The 23,240-nt window shown below is 33.9% G+C and carries 35 protein-coding genes and 2 pseudogenes; 34 read left to right on the forward strand and 3 right to left on the reverse strand.

Annotated features, from left to right (window positions below):
* Positions 1-10: 10 nt before the first annotated feature.
* From rpsJ to OOK97_RS04405, 32 genes and pseudogenes are all read left to right on the forward strand, one after another.
* Complete coding sequence (gene rpsJ, locus OOK97_RS04250; protein ID WP_012673184.1) at positions 11-331, forward strand: 30S ribosomal protein S10; 321 nt, start codon at positions 11-13, stop codon at positions 329-331.
* Between the two features lie 9 nt (positions 332-340).
* Positions 341-1,063 carry a 50S ribosomal protein L3 gene (gene rplC / locus OOK97_RS04255; RefSeq protein WP_264704985.1) on the forward strand — a complete coding sequence of 241 codons (723 nt, stop codon included), beginning with the start codon at positions 341-343 and terminating at the stop codon, positions 1,061-1,063.
* A 2-nt stretch (positions 1,064-1,065) separates the two neighbouring features.
* On the forward strand, positions 1,066-1,680 hold the full coding sequence (rplD, locus tag OOK97_RS04260; protein WP_264704987.1) for a 50S ribosomal protein L4: 615 nt from the start codon (positions 1,066-1,068) through the stop codon (positions 1,678-1,680).
* On the forward strand, positions 1,677-1,964 hold the full coding sequence (locus OOK97_RS04265; RefSeq protein WP_015589144.1) for a 50S ribosomal protein L23: 288 nt from the start codon (positions 1,677-1,679) through the stop codon (positions 1,962-1,964). The genes rplD and OOK97_RS04265 overlap by 4 nt, the downstream gene beginning before the upstream one ends.
* Position 1,965: 1 nt before the next feature.
* A complete protein-coding gene (gene rplB / locus OOK97_RS04270; protein ID WP_015589143.1) occupies positions 1,966-2,790 on the forward strand; it encodes a 50S ribosomal protein L2 in 825 nt (274 codons plus the stop codon).
* Positions 2,791-2,793: 3 nt separating this feature from the next.
* Positions 2,794-3,078, forward strand: a complete 285-nt coding sequence (gene rpsS, locus OOK97_RS04275; protein WP_006279181.1) for a 30S ribosomal protein S19 — start codon at positions 2,794-2,796, stop codon at positions 3,076-3,078.
* Positions 3,079-3,083: 5 nt separating this feature from the next.
* Positions 3,084-3,431 (forward strand): 50S ribosomal protein L22, encoded by a 348-nt coding sequence (gene rplV / locus OOK97_RS04280; protein ID WP_264704988.1) that lies wholly within the window; start codon positions 3,084-3,086, stop codon positions 3,429-3,431.
* A 39-nt stretch (positions 3,432-3,470) separates the two neighbouring features.
* Positions 3,471-4,085 carry a 30S ribosomal protein S3 gene (rpsC, locus tag OOK97_RS04285; RefSeq protein ID WP_264704989.1) on the forward strand — a complete coding sequence of 205 codons (615 nt, stop codon included), beginning with the start codon at positions 3,471-3,473 and terminating at the stop codon, positions 4,083-4,085.
* A gap of 14 nt (positions 4,086-4,099) precedes the next feature.
* Entirely contained in the window at positions 4,100-4,513 is a 414-nt protein-coding gene (gene rplP, locus OOK97_RS04290) for a 50S ribosomal protein L16 (protein ID WP_010962752.1), read from the forward strand.
* An 11-nt stretch (positions 4,514-4,524) separates the two neighbouring features.
* Entirely contained in the window at positions 4,525-4,728 is a 204-nt protein-coding gene (gene rpmC, locus OOK97_RS04295; protein WP_006279350.1) for a 50S ribosomal protein L29, read from the forward strand.
* Positions 4,721-4,957, forward strand: coding sequence for a 30S ribosomal protein S17 (gene rpsQ, locus OOK97_RS04300; RefSeq protein ID WP_007549925.1), 237 nt, complete (start codon positions 4,721-4,723; stop codon positions 4,955-4,957). The genes rpmC and rpsQ overlap by 8 nt, the downstream gene beginning before the upstream one ends.
* A 13-nt stretch (positions 4,958-4,970) precedes the next feature.
* A complete protein-coding gene (rplN, locus tag OOK97_RS04305) occupies positions 4,971-5,330 on the forward strand; it encodes a 50S ribosomal protein L14 (RefSeq protein ID WP_006279348.1) in 360 nt (119 codons plus the stop codon).
* Complete coding sequence (gene rplX, locus OOK97_RS04310) at positions 5,330-5,647, forward strand: 50S ribosomal protein L24 (RefSeq protein ID WP_006279347.1); 318 nt, start codon at positions 5,330-5,332, stop codon at positions 5,645-5,647. Before rplN ends, rplX begins: the two co-directional genes overlap by 1 nt.
* A 6-nt stretch (positions 5,648-5,653) precedes the next feature.
* Positions 5,654-6,187, forward strand: coding sequence for a 50S ribosomal protein L5 (gene rplE, locus OOK97_RS04315; protein ID WP_010962750.1), 534 nt, complete (start codon positions 5,654-5,656; stop codon positions 6,185-6,187).
* A gap of 16 nt (positions 6,188-6,203) precedes the next feature.
* Positions 6,204-6,512, forward strand: a complete 309-nt coding sequence (gene rpsN / locus OOK97_RS04320; protein ID WP_006279345.1) for a 30S ribosomal protein S14 — start codon at positions 6,204-6,206, stop codon at positions 6,510-6,512.
* A 21-nt stretch (positions 6,513-6,533) separates the two neighbouring features.
* Positions 6,534-6,929, forward strand: a complete 396-nt coding sequence (gene rpsH, locus OOK97_RS04325; RefSeq protein WP_007551150.1) for a 30S ribosomal protein S8 — start codon at positions 6,534-6,536, stop codon at positions 6,927-6,929.
* 16 nt (positions 6,930-6,945) lie between these two features.
* Positions 6,946-7,491 (forward strand): 50S ribosomal protein L6, encoded by a 546-nt coding sequence (gene rplF, locus OOK97_RS04330; protein WP_007551152.1) that lies wholly within the window; start codon positions 6,946-6,948, stop codon positions 7,489-7,491.
* A 5-nt stretch (positions 7,492-7,496) separates the two neighbouring features.
* On the forward strand, positions 7,497-7,868 hold the full coding sequence (rplR, locus tag OOK97_RS04335) for a 50S ribosomal protein L18 (RefSeq protein WP_006279867.1): 372 nt from the start codon (positions 7,497-7,499) through the stop codon (positions 7,866-7,868).
* Positions 7,869-7,880: 12 nt separating this feature from the next.
* Positions 7,881-8,393, forward strand: coding sequence for a 30S ribosomal protein S5 (rpsE, locus tag OOK97_RS04340; RefSeq protein ID WP_010962748.1), 513 nt, complete (start codon positions 7,881-7,883; stop codon positions 8,391-8,393).
* A 3-nt stretch (positions 8,394-8,396) separates the two neighbouring features.
* Positions 8,397-8,867: a 50S ribosomal protein L15 gene (rplO, locus tag OOK97_RS04345; protein WP_213862995.1), complete on the forward strand. Its 471-nt coding sequence runs from the start codon at positions 8,397-8,399 to the stop codon at positions 8,865-8,867.
* A gap of 3 nt (positions 8,868-8,870) precedes the next feature.
* Positions 8,871-10,199, forward strand: a complete 1,329-nt coding sequence (gene secY / locus OOK97_RS04350; RefSeq protein WP_264704992.1) for a preprotein translocase subunit SecY — start codon at positions 8,871-8,873, stop codon at positions 10,197-10,199.
* A complete protein-coding gene (locus tag OOK97_RS04355) occupies positions 10,196-10,837 on the forward strand; it encodes an adenylate kinase family protein (RefSeq protein ID WP_182366930.1) in 642 nt (213 codons plus the stop codon). Before secY ends, OOK97_RS04355 begins: the two co-directional genes overlap by 4 nt.
* A gap of 59 nt (positions 10,838-10,896) precedes the next feature.
* On the forward strand, positions 10,897-11,265 hold the full coding sequence (gene rpsM / locus OOK97_RS04360; protein ID WP_010962745.1) for a 30S ribosomal protein S13: 369 nt from the start codon (positions 10,897-10,899) through the stop codon (positions 11,263-11,265).
* A gap of 24 nt (positions 11,266-11,289) precedes the next feature.
* Entirely contained in the window at positions 11,290-11,676 is a 387-nt protein-coding gene (gene rpsK / locus OOK97_RS04365; protein ID WP_065094543.1) for a 30S ribosomal protein S11, read from the forward strand.
* A gap of 21 nt (positions 11,677-11,697) precedes the next feature.
* On the forward strand, positions 11,698-12,765 hold the full coding sequence (locus OOK97_RS04370) for a DNA-directed RNA polymerase subunit alpha (RefSeq protein ID WP_264704993.1): 1,068 nt from the start codon (positions 11,698-11,700) through the stop codon (positions 12,763-12,765).
* 7 nt (positions 12,766-12,772) lie between these two features.
* Positions 12,773-13,201 (forward strand): 50S ribosomal protein L17, encoded by a 429-nt coding sequence (gene rplQ / locus OOK97_RS04375; protein WP_264704994.1) that lies wholly within the window; start codon positions 12,773-12,775, stop codon positions 13,199-13,201.
* A 23-nt stretch (positions 13,202-13,224) separates the two neighbouring features.
* Positions 13,225-13,514: pseudogene (locus OOK97_RS04380) on the forward strand (YraN family protein).
* Between the two features lie 41 nt (positions 13,515-13,555).
* Positions 13,556-14,116, forward strand: coding sequence for an ATP synthase F1 subunit delta (gene atpH / locus OOK97_RS04385; protein WP_264704995.1), 561 nt, complete (start codon positions 13,556-13,558; stop codon positions 14,114-14,116).
* Entirely contained in the window at positions 14,113-15,654 is a 1,542-nt protein-coding gene (gene atpA, locus OOK97_RS04390; protein ID WP_264704996.1) for a F0F1 ATP synthase subunit alpha, read from the forward strand. Before atpH ends, atpA begins: the two co-directional genes overlap by 4 nt.
* A gap of 9 nt (positions 15,655-15,663) precedes the next feature.
* The gene (gene greA / locus OOK97_RS04395; protein ID WP_264704997.1) at positions 15,664-16,158 is read left to right on the forward strand and encodes a transcription elongation factor GreA; all 495 of its coding nucleotides are present in this window, start codon (positions 15,664-15,666) and stop codon (positions 16,156-16,158) included.
* 6 nt (positions 16,159-16,164) lie between these two features.
* A complete protein-coding gene (gene ribB, locus OOK97_RS04400) occupies positions 16,165-16,818 on the forward strand; it encodes a 3,4-dihydroxy-2-butanone-4-phosphate synthase (RefSeq protein ID WP_264704998.1) in 654 nt (217 codons plus the stop codon).
* A gap of 71 nt (positions 16,819-16,889) precedes the next feature.
* Positions 16,890-18,170, forward strand: coding sequence for a M48 family metalloprotease (locus OOK97_RS04405; protein ID WP_264704999.1), 1,281 nt, complete (start codon positions 16,890-16,892; stop codon positions 18,168-18,170).
* A 27-nt stretch (positions 18,171-18,197) separates the two neighbouring features.
* On the opposite strand, the gene OOK97_RS04410 is transcribed toward OOK97_RS04405, so the two are convergent.
* On the reverse strand, positions 18,198-18,527 hold the full coding sequence (locus OOK97_RS04410; protein ID WP_264705000.1) for a TrbC/VirB2 family protein: 330 nt from the start codon (positions 18,525-18,527) through the stop codon (positions 18,198-18,200).
* Positions 18,528-18,627: 100 nt separating this feature from the next.
* Positions 18,628-19,362, reverse strand: a complete 735-nt coding sequence (gene fabG, locus OOK97_RS04415) for a 3-oxoacyl-[acyl-carrier-protein] reductase (RefSeq protein ID WP_015589136.1) — start codon at positions 19,360-19,362, stop codon at positions 18,628-18,630.
* Between the two features lie 266 nt (positions 19,363-19,628).
* On the opposite strand from fabG, the gene OOK97_RS04420 reads away from it, so the two are divergent.
* Together OOK97_RS04420 and OOK97_RS07615 are read left to right on the forward strand one after the other, a co-directional pair.
* The gene (locus OOK97_RS04420; protein WP_174516815.1) at positions 19,629-21,149 is read left to right on the forward strand and encodes an HlyD family type I secretion periplasmic adaptor subunit; all 1,521 of its coding nucleotides are present in this window, start codon (positions 19,629-19,631) and stop codon (positions 21,147-21,149) included.
* Positions 21,150-21,291: 142 nt separating this feature from the next.
* Positions 21,292-22,385: pseudogene (locus tag OOK97_RS07615) on the forward strand (IS3 family transposase).
* A 298-nt stretch (positions 22,386-22,683) separates the two neighbouring features.
* Here OOK97_RS07615 and OOK97_RS04440 read toward each other — a convergent pair.
* Positions 22,684-23,058 carry a hypothetical protein gene (locus OOK97_RS04440; RefSeq protein ID WP_406719894.1) on the reverse strand — a complete coding sequence of 125 codons (375 nt, stop codon included), beginning with the start codon at positions 23,056-23,058 and terminating at the stop codon, positions 22,684-22,686.
* Positions 23,059-23,240 lie beyond the last annotated feature (182 nt).

Genomic DNA, 23,240 nt, shown 5'->3' on the forward strand with positions numbered 1-23,240 from the left:
AGTAACTAAGATGAAGCAAGATATATATATTAACATTAAGGCTTTCGATTGTTCTTTGTTGGAAGAGTGTGTTCGAAAATTTGTTGATGAATTAAAGCGGTCCAGTGCAAAATTATCTGGTCCGATTGCGTTACCAAGAAAAGATTCTAAATTTATTGTTAATAGATCTCCTCACGTTGATAAAAAATCTCGTGAACAGTTTGAAATGAGAACTTCTAGGCGTTTGATTGTTTTACATGATCTTACTCCTACTATGATGCAGATGCTTACAGGTTTATCTTTTTCTGCTGGCGTAGAAGTGGATTTAAAAGTCAAGGAAGTTAAGGTTTAGGAGAAGGAAATGAAGAGAATAAATTCGCTGAGGAGAATTGGTTTACTAATGATGAATATTGGTCATACTGCTATGTATTCTGACAATAGTCGCATGGCTGTAACTTTATTGCATCTCAGCGAAACTTATATTATTGATATAAAAGGACAAGATAAATGTGGCTATAATTCAGTCATTTTAGGCACAGGAGATTTTAAAAATATAGCAAAACCTCAGTTGGAATATTTAAAGAAAAAGGGTATAAATAATAAATGTAAGTTATACGAAAGTAGATTAAATGACCTGTCGGGAATAGAATGTGGTAAAAAAGTGGGAATCAATCATTTTGTGGTTGGTCAATATCTTGATATTACGGGTTATTCTATAGGTAAAGGATTTGCTGGTGTGATGAAGCGGCATAATTTCAGTGGGCTTAGGGCATCTCATGGTGTTTCTATTGCTCACAGATCACAAGGTTCCACTGGCCAATGTCAGGATCCTGGTAGAGTATTCAAAGGAAAGAAAATGGCTGGTCATTTAGGTAACAGCAGGATAACTGCACAAAATATGAAGATATTATCCATTGATCATGAAAATAGTATAATTGCTGTGAAGGGTAATAATGTTCCTGGGTTTAAAAATTCCTATGTTTTTGTAAGAGATGCAGTTAAAAAATCTTTACATAAAGATGTTCCTTTTCCGGCAGGTTTACTGTTAGATGTAAATGATGATGCTAGTAATTTGGTAAGTTAGTTATGGAATGTAATTTAGTTAATCTATCTAATAATAATGTAGGTACTGCTCAGCTCAATCCTTTGATATTTTCTGCTAAGCAAAAATTGAGTATTTTGCATGATATAGTGAGATGGCAATTAGCGAAGAGAAGAGCTGGTACTCATAAAACAAAAGGTGTCAGTGATGTCTCTGGTACAACAGCTAAACCTTATGGTCAAAAACGTACCGGTAGGGCAAGACAAGGGAGCTTGCGATCTCCTCAATTTAGAGGTGGTGGGATTATTTTCGGCCCTGTTGTGAGGAGTCATACTTATTCTCTTAATAAGAAGGTACGCAAATTTGGTTTAAAAATTGCTTTATCTCTAAAGTATTTAAATAATCAAGTAATTGTTCTGGATAATTTAAATATTGATGTGAAGAAAACGTCTGAAATGTGTAAATGTATTAAAAATTTTAAATTTTCTTCCTTTTTGATAGTTGGTGATTATGGAGATGATTTGTTGCGTGCGGCTAAAAACTTGCACTATGTAGACTTAATCAAACCTATTGGGTTAAATGTTTTTGATATATTGAATCACGAATGCGTGATGTTGACAAAGGATACTTTAAAGCATCTTGAAGGTAGATTGTTATGATCAAATATAATAATATAATAAAATCTCCTATAATTACAGAAAAGGCCTCTTTTTTGAGGGAGAAGTTTAATAAATATTCTTTGTATGTTTTTGTAAATGTAAATAAGCGTCAAATAAAGTTGGCAATAGAGTCTCTATTTGATGTTAAAATTTCTTCTATAAATGTTGTTAGAATTAAGCCTAAATATAGGCGTTTTAGGGGTGTGATTGGTTGTGAAAAACAGAAAAAGAAAGTTTATTTTTCTTTGATGGATGGTCAAAAATTAGATATAATGAGCGTTTAATATGGGTATGAAATTTTTTAATCCTGTTACTCCGTCTTCTCGTGGGACTGTGTTAGTAAGTAAAGTTGGTTTATCAAAAGATGAGCCAGAAAAGTCTCTTACATCTGGTAAAAAGTCCAGTGGTGGAAGAAATAATCATGGTAGAATTACAACTCGTCATAGGGGTGGTGGTCACAAAAAGAAGTATAGAGTGATAGATTTTAAGCGTAATAGAAGTGGTCAAGGTATAGTTGAAAAAATAGAGTATGACCCAAATAGAAGTGGGTTTTTGGCGTTAATATCATATAAGGAAGATGATATTAAGTCTTATATATTAGCTCCTCAAGGTATGAAGCCAGGTGATGTTGTTACAGCTGGGAATGATGCTGATATTTTGCCAGGGAATTGTTTGCTACTCAAGCATATACCTGTTGGTTCTTTCGTTCATAATGTTGAGCTGAAGCCAGGTAATGGTGCTGCGATTGCTAGAGCTGCTGGTTGTTATGCACAAATCGTTGGTCGTGATGGCCAATATGTTTTATTACGACTCAGGTCTGGTCAAATTAGGTTGATTTTATCTTCTTGCAAGGCTACTATTGGTGTAGTATCTAACCCTGACCATAAGAATAGAAAGTTGGGTAAAGCTGGGAGAAGTAGGTGGCTTGGGATTAGACCTACTGTACGTGGAGTTGCAATGAATCCGGTTGACCATCCTCATGGAGGCGGGGAAGGAAAAACCTCTGGTGGTCGTCATCCTGTTACTCCTTGGGGTGTTGCAACAAAAGGAAAGAAAACTCGGAGGAGAAATAAATCTAGTGATAAGTATATAAAACAATTGAAAGGTTAATTTATGAGTAGATCTGCGTGGAAGCCTCCTTTTTGCCATCCTTCTATATTAAAGTCGGTGAATAATGCTTTAAACAAGGGGTTTGTTAACATGGCTATAAAAGTTCATTCCAGGGCTTCTGTAATTCTTCCTAATTGTTTAGGTTTAAAGTTTGCTGTTTATAATGGTAAGGATTACATTCCTGTGAATGTTAATGATCAGAATATGATAGGTCATAAGTTTGGTGAGTTTTCACCCACTCGTAAATTTACTGGGCATAGTGGTGATAAAAAGGCGACAAGAAGGTAATTGATATGAAAAACAGAGATGTAATAGTTAAAGCTGGTTCTAGGGTTTTAAAATCAACTCCTCGTAAATTGAATTTGGTTGCTGGTTTAGTACGTAATAAAAAAGTTTCTTTTGCCACTGTGCAATTAAGATTTTGTGAAAAGAAAGCTGCAGGTCTTATAAGGAAGGTATTAAATTCTGCGATTGCTAATGCTCAAAATTATGGATTGGATATCGATAATTTATATATAAAAGAAATTTTAATAGGTAAGTCTCTTACTTTGCGTAGGGTATGTCCAAAAGCTATGGGTAAAGCTAATAGAGTTAGTAAACGTTATAGTAATATAACTGTAAAATTGGGGGAAATTATATGATTCATAAAAATAGAAAATTAATAAGGAAAGTGCAAAAATATGGGAAACGTTAATCCTAAAGGATTTAGGTTAAAAATAATTAATACCTGGTTATCTGTTTGGTATGCTGAGAAGGGTTATAAACAAGGGTTGCATCAAGATTTATCTATTCGCAGTTATATAAATGAATCTTTTAAGCATGCTGGTGTTTCTAAAGTAATTATAGAGCGTACGATCGATTTGGTGTCTGTAATAATACATTCTTCTAAGCCTGGAGTGATAATAGGTAAGAAAGGCTCAGATATTGAGAAGATAAAGCAAAAAATAGCTGAAAAAGTAAAAAATAATGTGGAAGTGAATGTAGTAGGGGTTAAAAGGTCTGAAATAGATGCAACTTTAATATCAAACAGCATCGCACAGCAGTTAGAAAAAAGGGTTTCATTTAGAAGAGCGATGAAAAAAGCTATTCAAAGTTGTTTGAGGATGGGTGCTAGAGGTATTAAAGTAAGTTGTTCTGGGCGCCTTGGCGGAGCTGAGATAGCTCGTACTGAATGGTATAAAGAAGGTCGTTTGCCTTTACACACTTTACGTGCTAATATAGATTATGCTTTTGCTGAAGCAAAAACTATATATGGCATCATAGGAGTTAAGGTCTGGGTTTATATTGGTAACTAATTAGGTATATTGAAATGTTTATTCCTAAAAAAAGTAAATATAAAAAAGTATTTAAAGGACGAATTAAGGGTAACACGAAAGGTGGTAGCACATTATCTTTTGGAGATTATGGTCTAAAGGCTATGGAAGCAGGTAGGATTCAATCTAAGCATATTGAAACTGCAAGGCGTGTAATATCTAGAACATTAAAACGCTCTGGTAAAGTGTGGATAAGAATTTTTCCTGATACCCCTGTTAGTAAAAAGCCGGCGGATGTGCGTATGGGTAAAGGGAAAGGTAGTGTTGAGTTTTGGGTATTTAAAGCTAAGCCCGGTAGAATGTTGTTTGAAATTAGCAGTGATGTTCCCATGCATTTAGCAAGATTGGCGCTTGAAAAGGCAACTGCTAAGCTTCCTATGAAGTGTAAATTTGTATCTAATCATAATTAAATGGAGTTGCAATGGATATAGCTGACATTGAATCGAGGTCCTCGCAAGAATTGCATGAAATTCTTGTGAATTTGAGAAAAGAGTTTGTTAATTTGGTTTTTCAAAAGAAGCTGGGCCAGTGCAACAATATTTCGCGTTTTAGCTTAATAAGAAAGAGCATAGCTCGTATTTTAACTACATTAAATAAAAGAAGAAGAGAGGAAAAGAATGCCTAAAAAGGTTTTTTGTGGTACTGTAACTAAGGCTAAGTGTGATAAGACTGTAAAGGTTTCGGTATTACAAGTGTATAAGGATGAGCTGTATAAAAAGGTTATAAAAAAATACAAGAAGTATACAGCACATGATGAGAATAATAGTTGTAAAGAAGGGGACAAGGTTTTAATACAAGAACACAAGCCTATTTCTACTACTAAAAAATGGGTTATTGTTAATAGCTCACATTGAATAGGATATTTATATGATTCAAAAAAATACATTGTTGGAAGTAGCTGATAATTCTGGCGCGCGTGCAGTGCTTTGTATTGGTTTATTGGGTGGTAGAAAGTCTGCATCTATAGGTGACACAGTTATTGTATCTACTAAATCTATTACTCCAAGAGGGAAAGTTGAGAAGGGAAAAGTATATAGAGCAGTTGTGGTGAGGGTGAAAAGCCCTATTAGAAAATCTGATGGTTCTGTAATTCGTTTTTCTAGCAATGCTGTAGTTTTGATTAACGATCAAGGTGAACCACTTGGCACTCGGGTGTTTGGTCCGGTAAAAAAGTTATCATCTGGTTCTTTTATGAAGATAATGTCATTAGCTGTTGAGGTTTTATAATGAGTGCTAAAATAAAAAGTGGTGACGACGTTATAGTTTTAACTGGTAAAGATAAGGGAAAAATTGGTAAGGTAATCAAAGTTATAGCACGTGATGCTAAAAAGAAAGTAATTGTTTCTGGAGTGAATGTGCATAAGAGACATACTAAACCAAAAGCTGGTAGTAGTGGTGGTATATTAAATAAAGAGTTAGCTATTGATATATCCAACGTTGCAACATTGGACCCTAAATATAAAACTCCAACTAGAGTGGGGTTTAAGGTTATAGACGGTAGAAAAGTGCGTTTTGCAAAAGTTTCTGGAGAAGTGATAGATTAGGTTGATATGTTTAAAGAATTGTATAAAGATAGCATAGTAAAGTCCTTGAAGGATAAGTTTAATTACGGCAATATAATGCAAGTGCCTAAACTTGTCAAGGTGTGTATCAATATGGGCGTTGGAGATGCTGCTACAGATAGTAAAGCAATAAATGAACCACTTGATAGCCTATATTTGATTGCTGGGCAGAAGCCTTTATCAACTTTTGCAAAAAAATCTATTTCTGGCTTCAAGATCAGAAAAGGTGCTACAGTAGGTTGCAAAGTAACTTTGCGTAGAGATAAAATGTATGAGTTTTTAGAAAGATTGATATATATTGCTTTGCCAAGGGAAAAAGATTTTAGAGGATTTAGTGTGAAGCAATTTGACGGTAATGGTAATTTTTCCTTTGGTATAAAGGAACATATCTCGTTTTTAGAAATAGACTATGATAAAATAAGTAAAATTAGAGGTATGGATATTAATATTATAACAAGTGCAGTTAGTGATAAGGAAGCAAAGGAATTATTACTGGCTCTTAAATTTCCTTTTTTTGATTAATTGAGAGGAGAAATATATGGCAAAAAAATCTATGATAGAAAGAAATCTTCGCAGAATAAAGTTGTGCGATCAATATAAAGAAAAAAGAGAAAAATTGAAATCTATAATAAATAATAAGAATTTGTCTATTGTAGAAAGGTTTACAGCTCAAAATAAATTAATTAAAAAATTGCCTAGAAATTCTTCTAAAACCAAAATTAGAAATAGGTGTGCTTTAACTGGGAGACCAAGAGGAGTATATAGAAAATTTGGTTTATGTAGAATTGTTTTGCGTGATTTATGTTCTTTTGGGCAAATTCCAGGAGTTACAAAGTCTAGTTGGTAAATATAATATAAGGAGTATATTGTGGCGTTATCTGATAGTATTGGTGATTTTTTAACAAGGATACGTAATGCTCAATTGGCAATGCATAGGGCAACAAGGGTACTATTTTCTAAGATGAATTCTTCTATATTGGAGATTTTAAAAGAGGAAGGGTATATCCTTGATTATGAAAAGCAAGTTGTAGATAATTTACCTTCTTTCATTGTAAAATTGAAGTATTATGAGAAGTCACCTGTAATTAGTGACATAGTTAGGGTGTCAAAGCCTGGTTGTCGTCGTTATTCTAAGTATAAGGACATTTCTAAAGCATATAATGGTCTTGGTATTTTTATTATATCGACACCCAAAGGAGTGATGACTGATTATAATGCACATAAGTTAAAGGTTGGTGGAGAAGTTTTGTGTCGTGTGTTTTAAATAATAGGAGAAATTCATGTCTCGTATAGGTGCTGCTCCTATCAATATTCCTGCTGGTGTTTCAGTTGAATATAATAATGGTAGTATGTTAATAAAGAGTGCTAAGGCTGAAAAGGAAGTTAGCTTGATCAGGGATGTTGTGTGTCAAATTATTGATAATCAGCTATTGCTTTCTGTTGATCAAGATAAAGATAATTATGATAAAATAAAGCCTATGTGGGGCACTTATAGGAGTAATATTAATAATATCATTAACGGCATGGTTGATGGTTTTTCTGTTAATCTTGAGATTAACGGTGTGGGATATAAGGCAGAGTGTGATGGTAAGTATTTGACTTTGTATCTTGGTTATAGCCATAATGTTAAATATAAAGTGCCTAAAGATGTTGAGATTAAGTGCATAAAGCCAACTCACTTAGTAGTTAGTGGTATGGATAAGCAGAAGGTCTATATGGTGGCGTCTGATATATGCAAAATTAGAAAATATGATCCTTATAAAGGTAAGGGTGTTGTAATAAAAGGCAAATTTATGCTGCGTAAGGTTGTAAGTAAAAAGAAGTAATAAAAATGAAAAGATCGTATAATTTTTTAAGTAATTCTGAAAAAAGGAAGTTACGTAATAGAGCGAAGCTTGACAAGAGCGCTGAACGTTTACGTATATCCATATTTAAATCTAATAGGCATTTTTATGTCCAGTTAATTAATGATGTAAAAGGAATAACTCTCACTTCAGCTTCTACTTTGGATGCTAAAATTAAGGATGTATGTAAAGGGAAAGTCAACGCTGAAACTATAAAACAGGTTTCTTCTTTAATGGTTGAGCGTCTGTCTGGCATGAAATTAGAGCAGCAGCTTACGTTTGATCGTGGAGCGTATAAATACACAGGATTAGTTTCTCAATTTGCTGAGGCTTTAAGAAGTTCTGGATTTGAATTTTAGAAGGTTTTGAATATGGCTATAAAGAATTTACAAAATAATAATGATTTATCAGAGCTTTTAGTTTCGGTACGAAGAGTGACAACGGTTACCAAAGGTGGTAGAAGATTTTCATTTTCAATTTTGGTTGTTGTTGGCGATGAGAAGGGTAGGGTAGGGTGTGGAATAGGTAAGCACGCAGAAGTTGCTGAAGCAAGAGTCAAAGCTGTAAATGCTGCAAAGAAATCAATGATTAGAGTGTACTTGCGTGAAGGTAGAACTTTGCATCATGATATTAAAGCTAAATTTTGTTCTGGTGAGATAGTTTTAAGAACCGCAAGAGCCGGAACAGGTATTATTGCTGGTGGAGCGATTAGATCAGTTTTTGAGGTGTTAGGTATAAAGGATGTGGTAGCTAAATCCACTAGATCAAATAATCCTCATAACGTTATATGTGCGGTGTTTAAGGCTTTTGATAGTATGTTATCTCCTCGTCAGGTAGCAAGCAAAAGAGGCAAAAAGATTAGCGAGATAGTTGGAAACAGGTAAAGTATGAATAATGCTGTAAAATTAAACTCTATATTTACTAAATTATCTAAGAAAAAGAAGCCTAAGTTGCTGGGTAGAGGTATCGGTTGTGGTAAAGGTAAAACATCCGGTAGAGGGCATAAAGGGCAGAAGGCTAGAAGTGGAGTTTCTATAAATGGTTTTGAGGGTGGACAACAGTCTATATATACTCGTTTGCCTAAAAGAGGTTTTAAGCCTATACGTAGGAGCATATACTCTATAATTAATGTTGGCGATATACAGCGCTTAATGGAAGCTAAAAAAATAGTGAAAGACTCTGTTATAGATAAGGAGAGGCTGTATAAATTAGGTTTTATAAAGTCTATTAAGGGTAAAATTAAACTTCTTAATAAAGGTAAGTTGAGCGAAAAATTTGTGTTTCATGTTGATTTTGCGTCAGAAGCTGCAAAAAAATCTGTAGCTTCAGTTGGTGGTAGTGTGGAAATACTATCGTAAGTCATGGGCAATAAATCAGCATTTAATAGCTTGGATCCTACGTTGTTATATAAAGGCGATTTATTAAAGCGTATATTTTTTACGCTAATAGCTTTAATTTGCTATCGCTTGGGTACTTATGTGCCTATTCCTGGAATTAATCTTGATGTAATTAATGATATATTTCCCAAAGATGGCTCAGGCGTTTTTGGAGTATTTAATTTATTTTCTGGTGGTGCATTGGCTAGAATGACAATTCTAGCATTGAACGTTATGCCATATATAATGGCTTCTATCATTATTCAGTTACTTTCTTCTGCGATTAAAGGAATGAAGGAAGTTAAGAATGATGGAGAGTCAGGCCGTAGAAAGATGAATTCTTATATACGCTATCTGACCATAGTAATTTGTGTATTTCAATCAATTCCAATTTTGGTTGGATTGGAAGGGATGAATAGGGAAGGGATATTGGTTGTAATCGAACCTGGTGTTATGTTTCGTACAATAGGTGTTTTCAGCCTTTTAGGTGGAACTATGCTTTTAATATGGCTTGGTGAACGAATCAACGCTAGCGGTATAGGCAATGGTATCTCATTAATCATTTTCACGGGTATAATATCAGAGTTACACAGCGCTTTGTCATCTTTGTTAACGTTAAATAAAAACGGTAGCGTATCGTTATTTATTATCCTTTTTGTTTTGGTATTGTTTTTTTTGCTGCTACTCTTAGTTATTTTTGTAGAGTCTTCTTATAGAAAGGTTATTGTTCAACATCCTAAAAAGCAATTTAAAAGATTACATAATGACGATTTTACTTATATTCCATTGAAGATTAATTTATCTGGTGTAGTACCAACCATTTTTGCTAATGCAATTTTATTGACACCTATTTCAATTGCAAATTTCTATAAGGGGCACGCTTTTTCTGATTTTATTTTGAATTACTTTATGGCAAATAAAGTAGTATATATTGTAGCCTATTTGGTGCTGATAGTATTTTTTAATTTTTTCTATACCAATTTTATATTTAATCCAGAGGAAAACGCAGATTTTCTTAAAAAAAATGGTGGTTTTATACCTGGTAGAAGGCCTGGGAAACATACTTCTGATTACCTTCAAGATATAGTTTTTAAGTTAACATTCATTGGCTCTGCGTATTTGGTAGTCATATGTACTGTACCTGAAGTTATGAGATATTATTATGATATACCATTTATTTTTGGTGGGACGAGCTTACTGATTATAGTGAACGTTATTACTGATACTATTATGCAAATACAATCTTATATTTTTTCAAATAGGTACGACAACTGGATAAAGAAATATGAGTCTAAAACGAGGAAAGTAAGATGATCATTACGATTTTTGGTCCTCCAGGTTCTGGTAAAGGTACTCAGTCAAGCTTGTTAATAGCAAAATATAATTTAAAATTAATTTCAGTAGGGGATTTATTAAGGAATATTATATCTAGCAGTAATGAGTTAGGTAAAAAAATAAAGGGTACCGTGGAATCTGGTAATTTAATTCAAGATGAAATTATATGTGGATTATTACGTGACCAGCTTGCATTAGTGGATGATAATTGCTTATTAGATGGTTTTCCGAGAAATTTAAACCAGGCTCATTTTTTGACTCAAGTTTTGCAAGAAAAATATAATAGGGATGTTGACATTGTAGTTGAGCTGCAGCTTGACGATAATATTGCAATCGATAGGTTAAAAAATCGTCTTGCGTGTTTGGACTGTAAAAGCATATATAGTGTATCTTCTTTTAAGAGTACTACTTGTGCTAAATGTAAAAGTACGAGGTTAGAGAAAAGAATTGATGATGCTGATATGTCTGCAATTAATAAGAGAATAAGTGAATATCACCTTCAAATGAAAGGTTTACGCGAGTATTATAAAGGCAAATTATTAACAATTGACGCTAATTTGAGTGTTGATGAGGTAACGCAAGAGATTGAAAGTAAAATTTCTTGTAATTTGGTTTGACTCTGAGTTGTTTTATGGTATAAATTAAGAGTTGTTATTAATAAAGTATCGAGGTACCAGTGGCACGTATTGCAGGCATAAATATTCCAGTGAGGAAATGTGTTCCTTTTGCATTAACTTATATATATGGTATAGGTATTGCTACTGCGAATGTAATTTGTCACGCTTGCGAAGTTGATAAGCGCAAACGTGTTTCAGAATTACGAGATGAAGATATAGAAAAGATCAGCGGTTTCATTAGACAAAATTATGTTATAGAAGGTGAGCTCAGAAAAGAAGTGGCTATGAACATAAAATCTTTAGTGGAAATGGGATGCTATAGAGGGGTGAGGCATAGAAAAGGTTTACCTGTGAGAGGGCAAAGGACTCATACTAATGCTAAGACTCGTAAAGGTAGATCTCGGTTGCCTATTGCTGGGAAAAAATAAAATTTATTATTATTGTGAGTTTTAATGAAAAAAGTCAAAACGGTTGGTAAGAGTAAGAAGGAGTTTATTACTGGTGTTGTCCATATTCGTGCAACTTTTAATAATACTTTTGTAAATGTAACTGATGTTCATGGTAATACGCTATGTCAAACTTCTGTGGGTGCATGTGGTTTTTCAGGTTCGAGAAAATCCACACCTTATGCTGCAGGTAAGGCTGCGGAGTCTGCTGCGAAGAACGCAATGGAGAGATTTGGTATGAAGGTTGTCTCTGTAATAATTCGCGGTCCTGGCTTTGGTACCGAAGCTGCGGTTAAAGCACTTCAGAGCTGTGGGTTGACTGTGACTTCAATTGCAGATAAAACCGCAATTCCTCATAATGGGTGCAGGTTAAGAAAAAAAAGAAGAGTATAGGATATTTGAAAAGGTTGTTTTATGTATTATAATAATGATGTTTCTCTCTGTAGCGATTTAGATAAATTGATTAAACCTAGTTCAGTTAAGGTAATATCAGATGATTCAAGTGAAAAAAGTGATATAGTGCTAGAACCGTTGGAAAGTGGTTTTGCTTTAACATTAGGTAATGCATTAAGACGTGTAATGTTATCTTCTCTTAAAGGTAGTGCTGTTTATGGAATAAAAATTGAAGGTGTAACTCATGAGTTCACTTCAATTCAAGGGGTGAGAGAAGACGTAACTGATATAGTATTAAATATGGGTATGTTGAGGTGTAAATTAAATGGTGCTTCTAATAAATGCTTAAATTTAAACGCTAAAGGGCCTTGCCAGGTATTAGCTGGGATGATAGAAACTGATGATCAATGCTCTATTGTTAATAAAGATTTGTTAATATGTACGCTGGGGCAAAATGTGGAGCTTAACATGACCATATATGTGGCTAGCGGAAAAGGTTATCTTCCTGTAACTAAATATAAAGAAAATGAACTTGTGAAGCTTATGAGCGAACAGGATTTAATAGGTTTTATTCCAGTTAATGCTTTGTATAGCCCTGTCAACAGGGTTTCGTACAAGGTAGAGAACAGTCGTGTTGGCCAAGTTACTGATAAGGATAAGCTGATATTGTCAATTGAAACTGATGGTACAATCTCTCCGAGTCAAGCTGTTGACTTTGCTGCAAGAATATTACAGGAGCAACTTCAGCCCTTTATTAGTTCTGATGTGAGTTATAAAAAATCGCAAGTTTCTTCATCTAGTGGTGCTAAAGACTTGGGTTATGACCCTGTCTTATTGCGTAAGGTAGATGAAATGGAATTATCTGTCAGGTCTCATAACTGTCTGAAAAACGAAAACATCACTTATATAGGTGATCTTGTGCAGAAGACAGAAGGTGAAATGTTAAGAACTGCTAATTTTGGCAGAAAGTCTTTGAATGAGATTAAGGCAGTTTTGGTTAATTTTGGCTTGTCTTTGGGTATGAATGTGCTAAACTGGCCGCCTAAAGATATAGATGAGTTGGCTAAACAACATACTGATGAAGATTAGGTGATATATGAAACATGGAATAAAAAAACGTAAACTATCTCTTTGTACTGAACATAGATTATCGATGTTAAAGAATCTGTCTATCTCATTAATTAACCATGAGCAGATTGTAACTACTTTACCAAAAGCTAAGGAACTTCGTCCATATGTCGAAAAGTTTATTACAATTGCTAAGAATAAGAATACTTTACATGGTAGAAGACTTTTGCTTTCACGCCTTCATAATAGTAAGTTAGCAGTTGATAAGTTATTAAACGTCTTAGCCAGCCGTTATCAAGATCGTAAAGGTGGGTATTCTAGAATAATAAAATTTAGCACTCGAAAGGGTGATTGTGCTTCAATGGCAGTGATAGAACTGGTTGATAGGGATGTTGCAGCAAGAGGTAAGGTTTATAGTAAAAATAGAGAAGGAGGCAAAGTAGTTATACAAAGTTAATTATTATCATAATTGTTCTTCTTATGGTAAGTAGGTTACGCTACTTTATAGGTTACTTTGGCGAATTGTTAATTTTAGCGTATTTAAGGCTGAAATGGTATAATGTTATAAAACGCCGTTACCGTTGTAAGTTCGGTGAAATTGACTTAATTGTATCTAAAAAAAAGGAGCTGATTTTTATAGAAGTTAAAACAAGTTTACTTGGAAAAGAAATACCGATATCTCATCTTCAATGTCAGTCAGATATGATTTATATTTTCTTTCCTTAAAGAGAAGAACTGTTTATATAAAAAATGCTTGGATTGAAGAATGAAAGATTTATAGCTGAATTAATTTAGATTTACTGGATTTAATATGAAAAAGACCCAATACAATAATTTAGTTTCATCTTACGCTAGAGTGCTGTTTCATGTCTCAGGAAGCAGGTTAGGTATTATAAGGAAAGAAGTAGAATTTTTGTTGGCTTTTTTTAAGGATCAACGTGACGTTTTTGTGTACCTATCCCATCCTATGATTTCTTTTGCACACAAAAAAAAAGTGATACTTTCTATAAATGAGCACTTGAGTGAGAATTTAGTAAAATTTATTATGGTTATATTTGCAAATAAACGCTCTAGTTTATTGATCTTTATATTAGAAAAATTCTTAAGTCTTGCAAGAAAAAATGAAAATGAATTCGAGATTACTATAAAGTCAGCAGAAACTTTAAAGGAATCTGATATAAAAATAATTACTGAATCTTTGAGCTTTCTTGGTAAAATAATAAAAGTAAGCAATGTGGTTGACCCTTCTATACTAGGTGGCTTCGTAGTTAGGTATGGTTTTAATTTGATCGATGCTTCGCTAAAAAGTTACTTGGATAGGTTAGTTGACTTAAGTAAAATGGAAATATTGAAAGTAAGGAATTTTGTATGAAGAACAGTATGAATGTTTCTGAGATAGCAAGTGTAATAAGGGAAAAAGTTGAGACGTTTGATAATCCTATAAAGCGGGAAAATATAGGTGAAGTAATTTCAGTAACAGATGGTATTGCATTGGTTTATGGACTGGAAAAAGCAAAATTCGGTGAAAAGGTATTTTTTGCAAGCGGTGTAGAAGGAATAGTTCTTGATTTAGATCATGATACGGCTGGAATAGTTGTGCTTGGTAATGACCGTGATGTGAAAGAAGGGGACGTTGTAAAATGTAGTGGTAATGTTGTGCAGGTGCCTGTAGGGCATGAATTATTAGGAAGAGTTGTAAATGCATTAGGTCAGCCTATAGATGGTTGCGGAGAAATTAGAACTAAAAATAGGATGGATATAGAATCCAAAGCGCCAGGTATTATTGATCGTAAATCTGTGCATGAACCGTTGCAAACAGGAATTAAAATTATAGATTTGCTAATTCCAATAGGTAGAGGGCAACGTGAATTAATTATTGGCGATAGACAAATTGGTAAAACTACTATTGCGCTTGATACTATTATAAATCAGAAGAAGATTAATGATGAAGTAGATGAAAATCAAAAAGTTTACTGTGTTTATGTTGCTATTGGACAAAAAATTTCAACAGTAGCAAAAGTGGTAAATAAGCTAAAAGAAAGTGGAGCATTAGAGTATACAACTGTAGTTGTGGCTAGTGCATCTGACTGCGCGCCTATGCAATTTTTAGCACCTTATGCTGGTTGCACTATTGGGGAATTTTTTCGTGACAATGGAATGCATTGTTTGATTGTATATGATGATTTATCTAAGCATGCTGTAGCATATAGGCAGATGTCTTTATTGCTCAGACGTCCTCCTGGTCGTGAAGCTTACCCTGGAGATATATTCTATGTACATTCTCGCTTGCTTGAAAGAGCTGCTAAAATGTCTGATAAAAAAGGGCAGGGGTCTTTAACTGCTTTGCCAATTGTCGAAACTCAAGCTGGTGATGTATCTGCATATGTGCCAACAAATGTTATTTCAATTACCGATGGGCAGATCTTTCTTGAGTCTGAATTATTTTATAAAGGATTTCGACCTGCAGTAAATATAGGTTTGTCAGTTTCACGGGTTGGTTCTGCTGCACAATTAAAGTCTGTGAAAAAAGTTGCTGGTTCTATAAAGCTAAGCTTAGCTCAGTATAGAGAATTAGAAGATTTTGCAAAATTTGGTTCTGATCTTGATGCTAGTGTTCAATTATCCTTGAATAAGGGTAAATATCTTGTTGAGTTATTAAAGCAAAAACAACATTTACCTATGCCAATAGAAGAGCAAGTAGTGCTGATGTATATTTTTTCTAGTCTATATAATCAGTTAAGTAAAATACAAATAAGTAACGTTAATAAATTTGAACATGATCTTATTAATTATTTTCGTACTGTACACCGTGGGGTTTTAAAAAAGTTGTCAAATGACATGAATGGTAATATAAAAGATGATATTTTTAATATTGTGAGTAATTTTGTTACTCAATTTAATTGCGTTTAGGTGGTAATTATGGCTTCATCCATTATTAATAAATTTCCTATGACGAGGGAAGGTTTTGAGAATATGCAAGCCGAACTTGAAAAATTAAAGGAAGAAAAACCTTCTGTGATACAGGCTATTTCTGATGCTCGTGATCAAGGTGATTTGTCTGAAAACGCAGAGTATCATGCTGCACGGGAAAGGTTAGGTTTTATTGAAGGCCGTATAATGGAGATAGAAAGTAAGCTCTCACATGCGGAAGTAATAGAAGTAAAAAATTTGTCTGGTGATTCAGTAATATTTGGTGCAACTGTGACATTAAGCATGTTAAGTGATAATAACGGTGAAGTGGAATATGTTTATAAGGTTGTAGGCGAATATGAAGCTGATGTTTCAAAGCAGTTAATATCTACTAGTTCACCACTCGGGAGTGCCTTAATCGGCAAAAAAGTCGGTGAGTATGTGGAAGTGACAGTGCCAAATGGAGAGAAATTGTATAAAATAGTTAAGATTGAATTTAAGTAAATTATTATGGTACAGGCCACTTATGCTTCAATGAATCTACCCGGTGTTTCTTCTGTGGAAGATGTATTAGAGGATGCTCGTTCCGGTAAATTATTCATTTTAGTTGATGATGAAAGTAGAGAGAATGAAGGTGATTTGATTGTCTTAGCTGAGAAAATAAAGCCGGAACATATGGCTTTTATGGTTAGATACGGTACTGGTATTGTATTTTTAGCCATGACAGAGCTTCATATGAGTAAACTAGATCTTGAGTTTATGGAGAGAAGTAATGTAGACGAAAAGGTTGCTCCTCATACTGCATTTACTACATCAATTGATGCACGTTATGGTATCACAACAGGTGTTTCTGCTTATGATAGAACACATACGATACTTACCGCCATTGATGAAAAGAGTACTAAGGACGATATTATTACTCCAGGGCATGTTTTCCCTATTATTGCAAATGAAGGCGGGGTTTTAGCACGTAATGGTCACACTGAAGCAAGTGTTGAAATAGCAAAGTTGGTTGGTCTTAATCATGCAGCTGTAGGGTGTGAATTAGTGAATGATGATGGCTCTATGATGCGCTTACCTCAGTTGCTTAAATTTGCTGAACAACATAAAATTAAGTTAACTACCATCGACAAACTTATCAGTTACGTTAAAAAATTAAACTAGCGTTTATAAATTTGTATAATTTAAGTGTTAAAATATAGAATTCCTATGAATTATACAAGCACAGAATTTTCATGTTTAGAATTGCTAAGTTTTTGACCTTATTGTTCTTTTTTGCATATTATAATAATGCTTACTCTATTAACATTATTAGAGATAGTGAAGTGGAAGCAATAGTGAAAGAGCTAGCGCAACCTTTATTTTTCGCTGCAAACATTGATAGTGACCGAATAAAAGTTTTTATAATTAATGACAATTCGATTAATGCTTTTGTAATTAACAATAACAGTATCTTCATTCATTTAGGGCTTTTACGATATTCGGCTAAACCTTATGTCCTGCTTGGTATATTAGCACATGAGATTGCTCACATATCTGCTGGTCATATATTGCAAATGAGTAGTGCTATGGGTTATTTTCAATCGATAGCAATGATTAGTTATATGGTAGGATTAGTTTCTAGTATTATCATTAACCCTCAGGTTGCTGGTGCAATTTTGCTTAGTGGTGTAGCATTCAGTTCAAGGCTATTTTTTAACTATTCTCAAGAGCAAGAAAGTGTAGCAGATAGCTATGCTTTAAGGTACCTTGATGAATCTAGCTATGATAATTCAGGTATGAAAGAGATTTTTGATTATTTTAAAAGTATTGAGCATGAAAACACCGAGGAATATTTCCGCACTCACCCACTTAGTGAGAAACGTATATTTGCTGTACAGAATTATAAGGTCAAAAACAACGTAAAACCAATTTTTGCGGATAAGTTACTAAAGTTTGAGCGTGTGGTTGCAAAGCTAGACTCTTTCTTTGCTCCTATTCATGTGTTATCTAATAAATATGAAAATAATTCTGAGTATGTAAATGCTATAGTTTGCTATAGGCAAGGAAAGATAGAAGAGGCTATTGCTAAAATGAATTCATTGATTCAAGAGTCACGCAATGACCCATACCTATATGAATTAAAAGCAGAAATGCTATACAAAGCTGGAAACTTAAGTGAAGCAATAAAAATGTATGAAGAATCGCTTAGGTATTTATCTGAGAAAAACAGTTATTTAGTGAAACTTGCATTATCTCATACTTTATTATTACACGGTGATGCAAAAAAGGCGATTTTTTACCTGGAGCAGATTTTGAATGTAGAACCAAATAACGCTTTTGTCTGGAAATATTTAAGCATTGCATATAAATGTGACGCTGATACGGCAATGCATTATTTTGCTTTGACAAAAAAGGCTTGTATTGAAGGTAATTCAAAGCAATTTATGAAGTACGCTGAGTTAGCTGTTAAAACTCTACCAAAGAATAGCCCTTACTTGTTGCAAATTGAAGATATGAAGCAATTTAATGGGTAACAAAAAAGCATTTCTGCACTTTTTGGGTTATTTTTGTCCACACTTTTCCAACATAGTTTTTGCTTCATCGCTTACGTTGGGCATAATTTTCGTTATGATAGTTTTAGCGCCAAAAAATACAGCACAAAACACGCCTAGAGCAAAAAGAGCAGGCCAAGGCATCCTGCCAAATATTGCAAGCAAAGCTGCACCAATTATTACTACCGTCATAAGTGGACCGCCTATCCCCCAAACATAACCAATAATATTGCATATTACTTTAGTTGTGTCATCCATATCAGGTTCAGCTGCATAACCTGAGAAAGAGAAAAGCAATACTACGCAAAAAACACTAAAAAATTCCATTATAGAGCTCATTTTTTTGCCTCTAAGTAATAAATTAACGTAAACCTAAACCTACACCTACACATTTTTTATTTTAAAGTAAAAATTATAATTTGTCCATACATAAGTGTTGCTACATAAATAACCCACCATTAATATTGAGCACATGCCCTGTTATATATTTTGCTTCATCACTTGCTAAAAACAAGACCCCTGCTGCTATTTCTTCCCCTGTTCCCATTCTTTTCATTGGAATATTATCTAATATTTTTCCCTTTTGTCCTTCATTTAAAACTTCAGTCATTTTAGTATCTATAAATCCAGGAGCAATACAATTTACTGTTATATTACGACTTGCAACTTCTTTTGCTATAGATTTGCTCATAGCTATTATTCCAGCTTTAGACGCCGCATAATTTGCTTGCCCGGCGTTTCCTGTCAGCCCTATTATTGAGGAAATATTTATAATTCTTCCCCAATTATTCTTAATTAGTTTTCTGCATGCTTCTCTACTCAGCTTAAATGTAGAGCTCAAGTTAATATCAATTACTTTTTGCCATGCTTCATCTGTCATTCTCAATAATAAACTGTCTCGCGTAATACCCGCATTGCATACGAGCCCGTCAAAGCCTTCCATCAGCTCACTTGCTCTATTTATTAGTTGATTTACTTCCTCAGCATTTGATAAATCACAAGGGAGTACGTGCATATTTTTTTCATATTGTTTAGCAACTTCTTCGAGCACTTCTTTTTTTGTGCCAGAAATACATAAAGTTGCTCCGGCTTTGTGCATAATTTTTACAATTGCTTGCCCTATTCCGCCTGATGCGCCAGTAATCAGGAACTTTCTGCTTTCCAATTTAAGCATAATAACTTTATATTATCTTAATTCATAACAGAATATTGACTAGTTGGCAATAGATTTCTTACATAATATAAGTAACTCAGATATTCACAAAATAAAGAAAAAGTTATAATAAAGTTAAACGTCAAAAAATTTTAAAAACATAGTTGATGCAGGAATTGTTACTAAATAGTTTATTCTGGTGCTCTACAGTCTAAATGGAATGCTTAAATTATAGATTCTTTGTTTTTGTGTGTTATCTTGAGTTAACACAAATTCACAGTAGTATTATGATAAGTAAGTTAAAAAAGCTTAGCGCTGGATTTTCTTTGACAGGCTTGATTGGCCATGGTGATAATATAAATATGCAAGGAGCAAAAAATAAAAAGAAGAAGTACCCAAAATTTTTGGATAAGACGTTTGCATTGATTGATGCAGTGATAAATTTTATTTTAAAACGCGAAAGTAATAACGTAAATGAAGTCCTGAAAGTAACATGGGGACCACTATTTTTTGGTCTGGTAGTAATACTCATCTTTTTTGGGATAGGTGGTATTTGGTCGGCTATAGCTCCAATTGACGGTGCGGTGCATGCAAGTGGAGAAGTTATTGTATCTTCAAATAGAAAAATAGTTCAACACTTGGGCGGAGGAATAATAAGCAAAATTTTAGTAAAAGAGGGTCAAGCAGTTAAAAAAGATGAGCCTCTAGTTTTGTTGAGTGATGTTAACGAGAAGGCGAATTTAAGTATCATCAAAGAGAAGCTCTTATCATTTTTAGCAACAGAAGCAAGGCTTCTTGCAATCAGAGTAGATTTGGACACGCTCGAGTTTCCTGATGAGGTTAAAAAATTATCTCACGATGAACTTGTAAATAAAGCGATAAAGAATCAAGTAAAGTTGTTCAACTCTCAGAGAAAGAGCATATTGGGAAAAACAGACATACTGCAACAACGTATAAAGCAGTTAAATGATGAATTAGCGGGGCTAAACTTTCAACTAAATGCAGCTCATAAGCAATATGACTTGATAACTGAGGAGTTGGAAACAAAAAGACAATTACTTGATAGTGGCCATATAAGCAAACCACACATTTTAGCTTTAGAAAAGCAGTTTGCTGAAATTGAAGGCAGAGTTGGACATTACCGTTCTGCAATATCTCAAGTGCAGCAAAAAATTGGAGAGAACGAATTAGAAATTATAAACGTGAGAAATGATTCTCAAGAAAGAGCAAACGCTGAACTTAAGGAAGTTAGTACGTCTATTGCAGACTTGAAAGAGAGACTGATGGTTGCTGAAGATTCATTAGCACGTACAATAATTAAATCGCCTCAAGATGGGATAGTCACAGATATAAGATACCATACTGAAGGTGGTGTTATACAATCTGGAGTTCCGATCATGAGCGTAGTGCCATCGGATGATGACCTAATAATAGATGCTAAAATTCAGACCAGAAACATAGAAGAGATACTGTCAGCACAAAAGAAAGATAGCAATATAGTCTCTATTGATGGGCTAGAAGGGCTAAAGGTTAAAGTTCGTTTAAGTGCTTACAGTGCACGTCGTTTAAGTTTAATTAATGGTATAGTAAGCAATATTTCTCCCGATGCCCTTGATGATCCAAGGCTAGGGCGTTATTATTCAGTACGTGTAGTGATACCAAAACCAGAGCTTGCTCAGTTTAAAAACGTATACCTATACCCTGGTATGCCAGCAGAAGTGTACATAGTTACTCAATCTCGTACTCTTTTATCATTCTTGTTTACGCCTATAATTGCAACAGTCGATAGGTCTTTTATAGAAAGGTAGCTCACTCGTTAAAGTAGTAGTGAAAGTGCCGTAATAAAATTTAGGTACATAATTAGACAATAGGCTTCTTGACCTTACCCAGAAAAAGTGGAGAGAAAGAAAGGAGTTTTTTCGGGTAAAATAAAATTTTGGAGGATTAGAAATGGCAAGAGAATATACGGCAGAATTTAAATTGGAAGCTGTTAAGCTGGCAAATGAACAAAGAAAGGTAGTTCAACCAGTTGCAAAAGTAGCAAGAGATCTAGGAATAAGGGATAGTGTATTAGGAAAATGGATGAAGAAATATAACGAAAAAAAGTCAGCGGCAAATGCATTTCCAGATGTAGCACCTTATGACAAAGAGAGATTTGATTTACAGAAAGAGTTAGCAAAAGTAACAAGAGAAAGAGACATTTTAAAAAAAGCCCTGGCCAGTCAAAAAGAGTAAAATATTTTTTCATAAAAGAGCATAGTAAACACTATAAAGTGCAGGAATTATGTAGGGTTTTCTGCTAGTGGCTACTATAAGTGGACTACAAGGAAAATAAGCAGTAGAGAATCAGCAAATAAAGAGTTATTAGCAGATATTCAAAAAATATATCAAGCTTCTAAATGTAGATATGGAGCTCCTAAAATTCATGCTGAATTAAAGGCTTTGGGTAAAAGTTGCAACTTAAAAACAGTGCAAAGTATTATGCAGAAAAATGGTATTCAGGCTATATTGAGAAGAAAATTTAAAATTAAGAAACAACAAACGGACAGTAGCTCCCAATATATTAGACCAAAACTTTATTGTCGATCAACCAAATAAAGTATGGGATTACTTATATAAAAACCAAAGAAGGATGGCTATATTTGGCAACAATAATCGATCTATATTCACGCATGGTAGTTAATGAGCAGTTCAATAAATAAACAATTGGTTATGGACTCTTTATTAATGGCCGTTAACAAGCGTAAACCTGCCAAAAATCTACTATTACATAGTGATCAAGGTTCACAATATACTTCGCAAGGTTATCAATATCTCTTATCCATAAAAAACATAGATGAGTCATAAAGGTTGTTGTTACGACAATTCTGTTGTGGAAAGCTTCTTTAGCTCATTGAAAAGAGAAATACTTATTGATACTTCACAACACTCTGCTCAACAAACTAGAACTGCAATATTTGAATACATAGAAATTTTTTATAACAAACAACGTCACTATTAACTATTGCATTCCTGAGCATTTTGATTCATCATTCTCTTTGTGAAAAACATTCCAAACTTTCTCTCCACTTTTTCTGGGTAAGGTCAATACCTTTAAGCCCAACACCAAGCTCGAGAAAGTAGAAAGTGTGGAGCAGCCTATTCAGTCTTCTTTGAATCTAACATGAAAGGCTATGCTCAAAAAACTATAAGCGTCCAAGTAATTTTTTAAATAAGATAACTCCTTTAGAATATCTCTTAAGCTATTAACTTAACATCACCATAGGATTTAAAACATTCCCCAAAAAATGTTAAAGCTATTTTAGTAAAATACTCAAAACTTGACCCTAAGCAACTTTGAGTTCATGCTCCTGGTACTCTTGCTTTACCTTCCTGCATAATCGCTTTTGGAGGAAATATATTACTGGATGAAGAACTCACTATATCACCACACTTTAAACCTTTTACCGCTGCTTTGACTCCTTCTGAGACTTTTTTAGATAGACTAATTGTTTCAAAAGATTGACAAAGTTTTCCAGACCTTTCAAAATATCCCTGTTTAATAGCATCGTAGACCCAATATCCACCAAGCGAGCAATTCTCACCTAATTCTTCTTTACAATTTTTGAACTTTTCCAGTATTTCCTTTTTGTTACTAACTTCTACTATTATTTTATCTTGCTTGTCAGGGTACAAATTAACTTCTAATTCTCCTAAACTAGTAGAGAAAGTTAACACTATATTACTATTGTCTGCAAGATTAGTGTAATGCCTTATGCCATTTTCCGTTATAATTTCTACCTCACTTTTACCGATCTTTACTATATCTCTTCCGTATTCTATTTTTCCTTGAGTTAACCCTAAGCTCCTTGCCCCATCTGTTATCTTTGCGACATCTATTATGCTTCTAAGAAACTTCC

The organism is Wolbachia endosymbiont (group A) of Gymnosoma rotundatum (genome assembly GCF_947250765.1).
GTDB lineage: Bacteria > Pseudomonadota > Alphaproteobacteria > Rickettsiales > Anaplasmataceae > Wolbachia > Wolbachia pipientis.

What these genes read in the sequence shown, in the direction of transcription:
- atpA (WP_264704996.1), top strand. Translation starts at nt 14,113, where the DNA reads ATGAAGAACAGTATGAATGTTTCTGAGATAGCAAGTGTAATAAGGGAA.
- rplR (WP_006279867.1), top strand. Translation starts at nt 7,497, where the DNA reads ATGAAAAGATCGTATAATTTTTTAAGTAATTCTGAAAAAAGGAAGTTA.
- secY (WP_264704992.1), top strand. Translation starts at nt 8,871, where the DNA reads ATGGGCAATAAATCAGCATTTAATAGCTTGGATCCTACGTTGTTATAT.
- ribB (WP_264704998.1), top strand. Translation starts at nt 16,165, where the DNA reads ATGGTACAGGCCACTTATGCTTCAATGAATCTACCCGGTGTTTCTTCT.
- OOK97_RS04420 (WP_174516815.1), top strand. Translation starts at nt 19,629, where the DNA reads ATGATAAGTAAGTTAAAAAAGCTTAGCGCTGGATTTTCTTTGACAGGC.
- rplO (WP_213862995.1), top strand. Translation starts at nt 8,397, where the DNA reads ATGAATAATGCTGTAAAATTAAACTCTATATTTACTAAATTATCTAAG.
- rplD (WP_264704987.1), top strand. Translation starts at nt 1,066, where the DNA reads ATGGAATGTAATTTAGTTAATCTATCTAATAATAATGTAGGTACTGCT.
- rplE (WP_010962750.1), top strand. Translation starts at nt 5,654, where the DNA reads ATGTTTAAAGAATTGTATAAAGATAGCATAGTAAAGTCCTTGAAGGAT.
- rpsJ (WP_012673184.1), top strand. Translation starts at nt 11, where the DNA reads ATGAAGCAAGATATATATATTAACATTAAGGCTTTCGATTGTTCTTTG.
- rpsE (WP_010962748.1), top strand. Translation starts at nt 7,881, where the DNA reads ATGGCTATAAAGAATTTACAAAATAATAATGATTTATCAGAGCTTTTA.
- rplP (WP_010962752.1), top strand. Translation starts at nt 4,100, where the DNA reads ATGTTTATTCCTAAAAAAAGTAAATATAAAAAAGTATTTAAAGGACGA.
- rpmC (WP_006279350.1), top strand. Translation starts at nt 4,525, where the DNA reads ATGGATATAGCTGACATTGAATCGAGGTCCTCGCAAGAATTGCATGAA.
- rpsK (WP_065094543.1), top strand. Translation starts at nt 11,290, where the DNA reads ATGAAAAAAGTCAAAACGGTTGGTAAGAGTAAGAAGGAGTTTATTACT.
- OOK97_RS04265 (WP_015589144.1), top strand. Translation starts at nt 1,677, where the DNA reads ATGATCAAATATAATAATATAATAAAATCTCCTATAATTACAGAAAAG.
- rpsC (WP_264704989.1), top strand. Translation starts at nt 3,471, where the DNA reads ATGGGAAACGTTAATCCTAAAGGATTTAGGTTAAAAATAATTAATACC.
- greA (WP_264704997.1), top strand. Translation starts at nt 15,664, where the DNA reads ATGGCTTCATCCATTATTAATAAATTTCCTATGACGAGGGAAGGTTTT.
- rplC (WP_264704985.1), top strand. Translation starts at nt 341, where the DNA reads ATGAAGAGAATAAATTCGCTGAGGAGAATTGGTTTACTAATGATGAAT.
- rplB (WP_015589143.1), top strand. Translation starts at nt 1,966, where the DNA reads ATGGGTATGAAATTTTTTAATCCTGTTACTCCGTCTTCTCGTGGGACT.
- rplN (WP_006279348.1), top strand. Translation starts at nt 4,971, where the DNA reads ATGATTCAAAAAAATACATTGTTGGAAGTAGCTGATAATTCTGGCGCG.
- rplF (WP_007551152.1), top strand. Translation starts at nt 6,946, where the DNA reads ATGTCTCGTATAGGTGCTGCTCCTATCAATATTCCTGCTGGTGTTTCA.
- OOK97_RS04405 (WP_264704999.1), top strand. Translation starts at nt 16,890, where the DNA reads ATGTTTAGAATTGCTAAGTTTTTGACCTTATTGTTCTTTTTTGCATAT.
- rplQ (WP_264704994.1), top strand. Translation starts at nt 12,773, where the DNA reads ATGAAACATGGAATAAAAAAACGTAAACTATCTCTTTGTACTGAACAT.
- rpsS (WP_006279181.1), top strand. Translation starts at nt 2,794, where the DNA reads ATGAGTAGATCTGCGTGGAAGCCTCCTTTTTGCCATCCTTCTATATTA.
- atpH (WP_264704995.1), top strand. Translation starts at nt 13,556, where the DNA reads ATGAAAAAGACCCAATACAATAATTTAGTTTCATCTTACGCTAGAGTG.
- OOK97_RS04370 (WP_264704993.1), top strand. Translation starts at nt 11,698, where the DNA reads ATGTATTATAATAATGATGTTTCTCTCTGTAGCGATTTAGATAAATTG.
- OOK97_RS04355 (WP_182366930.1), top strand. Translation starts at nt 10,196, where the DNA reads ATGATCATTACGATTTTTGGTCCTCCAGGTTCTGGTAAAGGTACTCAG.
- rpsN (WP_006279345.1), top strand. Translation starts at nt 6,204, where the DNA reads ATGGCAAAAAAATCTATGATAGAAAGAAATCTTCGCAGAATAAAGTTG.
- rplV (WP_264704988.1), top strand. Translation starts at nt 3,084, where the DNA reads ATGAAAAACAGAGATGTAATAGTTAAAGCTGGTTCTAGGGTTTTAAAA.
- rplX (WP_006279347.1), top strand. Translation starts at nt 5,330, where the DNA reads ATGAGTGCTAAAATAAAAAGTGGTGACGACGTTATAGTTTTAACTGGT.
- OOK97_RS04410 (WP_264705000.1), bottom strand. Translation starts at nt 18,527, where the DNA reads ATGAGCTCTATAATGGAATTTTTTAGTGTTTTTTGCGTAGTATTGCTT.
- fabG (WP_015589136.1), bottom strand. Translation starts at nt 19,362, where the DNA reads ATGCTTAAATTGGAAAGCAGAAAGTTCCTGATTACTGGCGCATCAGGC.
- rpsQ (WP_007549925.1), top strand. Translation starts at nt 4,721, where the DNA reads ATGCCTAAAAAGGTTTTTTGTGGTACTGTAACTAAGGCTAAGTGTGAT.